Raw genomic sequence first — 4,952 nt, 5'->3', positions numbered from 1 at the left:
TGATAGAAACAGAAGCCACTGGAGCACCTCAAAAACACCATCATACACTAAATCAGTAAGTTGGCAGCATCACCAATTACGGGTGTTAGATTTGAAACGGCAGGATGTACGAAATGCTATAGCTGTAGCTGAAAATGCGGAAACGTTATTCAGTAGTGGGCTTGCCAATGACTATTAAGATCCTAAGATAAATTGAATATAAAATGGCCTTTTATAAATTGAAAGGCCAGAGTTATAAAGAATGTTTTTATATACTGATAAGCGGTTCCACTAGTTAACTTAAATAAGTAGGTGATGGCTATGAATTTAGGATTTTTTTTTGGTGCTGGTGCAGAAATTGGTTATGGTTTACCAAGTGGAGGCAAATTTGCCATTGATCTTTTTAGACAAGATCCAAGTCAGTATAAAACTGAGCTCCGCCAACAACTGCGATTAGTGGATTCACGCTCACCTTACGCCAATGATTGGCTACCTCAGGGGTATGCTGATAAAAGCATTTATGCTTTTGGACGTAACGAGTTTTCCAGTATTATTGAATCATCTATCGAATATAAACGTGAAGAAATAATTCGCCGTCTAAATCGTTTTGATCAAGAGTGTGATGATGCCCTATTAACTCTAGGAATTGATAAGGCCATATTAGAAAATTTATTTTCAGAGTTAACAGGACATGTCATTGGTGAGCGTCTGTATACACATGATATTCGTCTTAACGAGTTACTAGCCAGAGATGTTAGGTTATTCGAGTCTGAATATTACTCTGCTATGTTGGACGTAGTACGAGAATCAGATAACAATGATGATTTAAAAAGGTACGTCATATCATTTTTACAATTATTGGTCGGTGCACACGGACAATCTCTTGTTCAACGCCTAAACCAAGAGTTATTTGAGGCTGCACCGGATGATTTACCCATCTTCGATGATATTACCGGTATGTTCCGTCTGGAGTTTAATCGCATTGGTTCGACAGCTTTGGAACTATTGCTGGAAGAAAATAGAAATTTCAATATTGATGAGGATGCAACAGCTCTTACACTTTTCTGTGCTATAGCCCAAAAAGTATTAGAGAATCTGTTCACTACAGTACTCGACTACCAGAAATTGATAGATGACCATTTCCGATATCTCTTCTCACCTTCCACAGAATGGGCTAAATTTACTCGGATGGTTATTTTCCTCAAGATCGCACGCGATTATATTAGTTCCCAGGCACCATCTATCGAAGATCTTCCCGATCATGGCTATTATCATGACTTAGCTACATTTGATGGTGATCTAACAATTTCAGCCATTGGTACGGCTAATTATAACAGCCTTCTGGCAGAGGTTTTCCGTGGTATGAATATAGAATTACCACAAATTATTCACCTGAACGGCAGTGTACACGACTATTATAACCCTTATAAAAATGCGGTTATTACTTGTGAAAATCCAGATAACGTAGACCAACGTCAGATTCATGTTCCATTCATGCTGACGCAAAGCGGTCTTAAGCCTTTAACATCAGTAACTATGTCAAGACGATACGTTAGTCTTTTTGATGCTTATGCTGAATCTGATGCTATTGTTGTTGTAGGTTTTGGATTTAATAAAGATGATAGCCATATTAATGGACTTTTCCGTGAACTGGTCGAAAATAAAGGACGGAAATTAATTCTTATTTCGAGGCGTGTGGATGGAAGTGTTGAAGAACAGAAACGGCGGTTGCGAAACAAACTGCGTATTTCGCATGAGTTTAACCATTTGCTAATAGTAATTCCAGTAGATGATCTCACAAGGTGTCAAGGTGACCGACTATGGTTAGAGCAAGTTGTTGATACTTTGAACGAGGGATAAAGCAGCTGATGATGGTGCTATAACCATTATGGTTTCTATTAATACTCGCCAGCCCTTATCTCTCTGATAAGGGCCCTAATTAATGCTAGTTAATTATTACTACACCCAAACGATCTATAACCGTCATCAAAGTTCTTGCTTTTCACTTTGGTGAGATAATCAATTCGATTCAGTAAATCGTCGGGATAAATATCATTAAGAATATCATCACGATTCAGGGTATATTTACCATTAGAAGGATACTGTACTAGGTGCTGTCCCTCTTCGGGAGTTATACTTAATGCGCTGCACCATGCCGAGGTGATCATAGTTCTTAACGTATCTTCATCAAGATTGAAATCCCCTAAGTGGTAGTAAGCATCCTTGTTCAGAAACAGAAATACGTGAAAATGACGCTTACCATTCTGGGTAAATTCCCTCACCCACGCATAGCGGAGCGTATTCGGGTGTACCCGTTTACCTTCTTTACGCTTGCGCTGTTCATCTGCTGCCAGTTTGGCTTTCAGTGAATTGGTAAATCTTGATATAGATCCTGAATCAGTATTAGCGATACAGGAAATAGTATCACCATTATCCAGCATAACCGGGTCATGCAGATCCACCCGTATTGCCAGTGTACGTCCGTGTTCTTTAACAGATTTTGTAATAACATCGATAATCCTTTCTTTGTATGATTTAACATGACTGCCATACTCGCTATCGTAGATATTCATAATAATTCACCCCTCGATGGATAACAGTCATCGCATTACTGGCTATGGCCTACTAGTGATATATATACAGGCATGGTTAATTGCAATATAATAACTATCCGACACTGAATTTTAGAAAAATAGTAGCCACAGCCTACGATGACTGATTGAAAGTTACTCTTTAATTAGTTGTAATGAAGATAGGTTAATAAAACAATTATTGCGTCCTATCTTTGTTCTGTTCGTTATATAAGAATATCAACAGGTTGTATGAAAATGGTTTTCCCTATCTTCTCCGCCCGTATTTTCTTTTGCGAATAAAGTGTACTGAGAAGCTCATTCGCTTTGCTCCGATTCCTGAACCGGTTCGGACCATATTGCAAGATGGTTGTCTTCCTGATATATGGCACCACACACCGGTAGCAATAATCTTTTATCCACGAATAAAGTTCATCTGCTTCTGAACTAACCAACAGCAACGTCTGGGGTTTAGAGAAAATTCTCACATACTCATCCACATACCAGGCGCTTATCTCTACTGCGGCTTCTACGGCACTGAGGGGTATATCCCCTTCATCACCATTAAATTTATGCAGCAGAGCGGCAATCCTTGCCATATTTTCCGCCATTTTAGAGGCGTAATCCTTAAAGCCAGACAGGAAGCCAATCAACCCCATTTCTGACTCGACCTTGTTATAAAATTCGATCCAGTTCTTTTCGGCTTCTGCAGAGAAACGTAGGCACTGACGCGCATTTTCATCATTTCTGACAATGCTCTCGTTAACGATCTCCATCAATCGTTTATGAAATACCGGTAGATGCTCGCTTGATATAACCGGGCTGGTAATTTGTCTGTAACCCTGTGTTGAACTAGGCTGACACATCAAACACCGCGCGAAGAATCCGATCCCTTTCGCTGTATCGCCTTTACGCTCCAGATACCCTTTTTTGAACACATCAGGCTGAACCATCAACGACAGTGTCATTCTGGCGTCTTTGATTAATTTATCTGGCTCGCTTTTTCTTTCCACAGTAAACATTGCGCCATCCCACATTTTATTGATGAAAGGCAGTTCATTCAGCGCATAGCCGTTAAAAATGGTACCAGCTTCATCAGACATAAGCCCGATGGACCGCCAACAACCACTGAGATAGTCTTTTATCGCCGCTGGTGTGGCATCATTGAATATCTGCCTGAACCTGACCGGTGCTTTCGGGTTCGCCGACAGCAGCGTTTTCAGCCGTTCATTCGTTGTGGAGTGATCTTTGTTACGGCGAATATCTGATTTCAGTTTTGATATCAGGGCTTTCTTTTCAATGTTAAAAGTCGTTTCCTCATTCCGCCAGATAATTAAATCTTGGGTATATTTTTCAAAGCATGCTTCTTCCAGTTGATACAATGGCTTCATTAGCAGTTTGTCCACCGTGCTTTTGCGTTCACCAGAATCCGCCAGTGTCAGTAAAAAAAGTGATACTGGGCTGCGCAGATTATTCAGTCGGCACACATCAATCCGGTTCTGGCAGGCAAGCGAAATAACCCCCAACACCGATGCAGCAATCAAAGCCTGGGGTGCCTGCGTATGCTGTTCCACTTCATAAACCGCATTTCTGATGATCTGCGGGAAGACATGTACAGGGAAAGGACGACCACACGACATAGATACCTCTCATTCTATTAATTTAATAAATAATTCAGCGAAATGGCTATTCTGCTATTAATAGCGGAAATAGCAGGATGACTACCGACAATCCGATGACAGCAATTGAGTATGAATTCATGTAGCATCCTCAAATAAGTTTGCTGCGTTGCGATAGCCATTCTTCAATCTCTGATTCAACCCATCCAACAGATTTCACTCCGAGCATTCGCTTTTTGGGGAAGGAAGCATCGTAACGTGGTGATTTGGGGTTCAACCAATCGTAGATTGTTGCTCGTGCCATACCAGTTTTTTGGATAACAGCAGGTAAGCGGAGTATCCTAACGGTTGATGGATTATTCATGCTTGATTGCCTCTTATTAGTTCATTTTGGTTGTAGAAAGATTAGCGGCAAGCATCAATGCAAAAAATCCGTGTACCAAAAAAACATTTTTTACAACACTTAACTAATTGATATTTGGTGTATTTATGTTGTCAGCGATTGAGTTTTGCGAAGAAATTAGTCAAAAATCGGATTGGCTTGCTGGGCATATGGTCGAATGTGATTGGGACATATATGTTGATCTGCTCAGCGAAAGGTATCCCGTGATACAGAAGGAACTAAGCGAGATGCGAGATCAATTCTGGAATTCTGATAAGGTAGGAACACGTGTGATTTTGTACAGTGATCCATCTCGTAAGGAGTATAAATATTGTACTGTTGACGGAGTGGAGCAATTAAAAGAAGAATATACAGAAGTATATGATCCAGCTCAGGAATGCT

General features: G+C 40.3%; 4 protein-coding genes and 1 pseudogene. 2 read left to right on the top strand and 3 right to left on the bottom strand.

Translation table 11 applies throughout. The features are described 5' to 3' along the window. Nucleotides 1-294: 294 nt before the first annotated feature. The gene (locus tag OQV04_RS23525) at nt 295-1,839 is read left to right on the top strand and encodes a hypothetical protein (RefSeq protein WP_196613734.1); all 1,545 of its coding nucleotides are present in this window, start codon (nt 295-297) and stop codon (nt 1,837-1,839) included. Between the two features lie 89 nt (nt 1,840-1,928). On the opposite strand, the gene OQV04_RS23520 is transcribed toward OQV04_RS23525, so the two are convergent. The 3 genes from OQV04_RS23520 to OQV04_RS23510 all read right to left on the bottom strand — a co-directional run bounded on the left by OQV04_RS23520 (nt 1,929) and on the right by OQV04_RS23510 (nt 4,532). Beyond that, nucleotides 1,929-2,552: an inovirus Gp2 family protein gene (locus OQV04_RS23520; protein ID WP_001028832.1), complete on the bottom strand. Its 624-nt coding sequence runs from the start codon at nt 2,550-2,552 to the stop codon at nt 1,929-1,931. A gap of 224 nt (nt 2,553-2,776) precedes the next feature. Continuing rightward, on the bottom strand, nt 2,777-4,189 hold the full coding sequence (locus tag OQV04_RS23515; protein WP_032282314.1) for a YfjI family protein: 1,413 nt from the start codon (nt 4,187-4,189) through the stop codon (nt 2,777-2,779). Nucleotides 4,190-4,319: 130 nt separating this feature from the next. Next, nucleotides 4,320-4,532: an AlpA family transcriptional regulator gene (locus OQV04_RS23510; protein WP_001325074.1), complete on the bottom strand. Its 213-nt coding sequence runs from the start codon at nt 4,530-4,532 to the stop codon at nt 4,320-4,322. Nucleotides 4,533-4,657: 125 nt separating this feature from the next. On the opposite strand from OQV04_RS23510, the pseudogene OQV04_RS23505 reads away from it, so the two are divergent. Next, nucleotides 4,658-4,952: pseudogene (locus OQV04_RS23505) on the top strand (hypothetical protein); the annotation flags it as partial.

The organism is Escherichia sp. Lx600-2, assembly GCF_036662595.1.
GTDB classification, from domain to species: Bacteria; Pseudomonadota; Gammaproteobacteria; order Enterobacterales; family Enterobacteriaceae; genus Escherichia; species Escherichia coli.
This window is presented reverse-complemented; position numbering and strand designations above follow the sequence as displayed.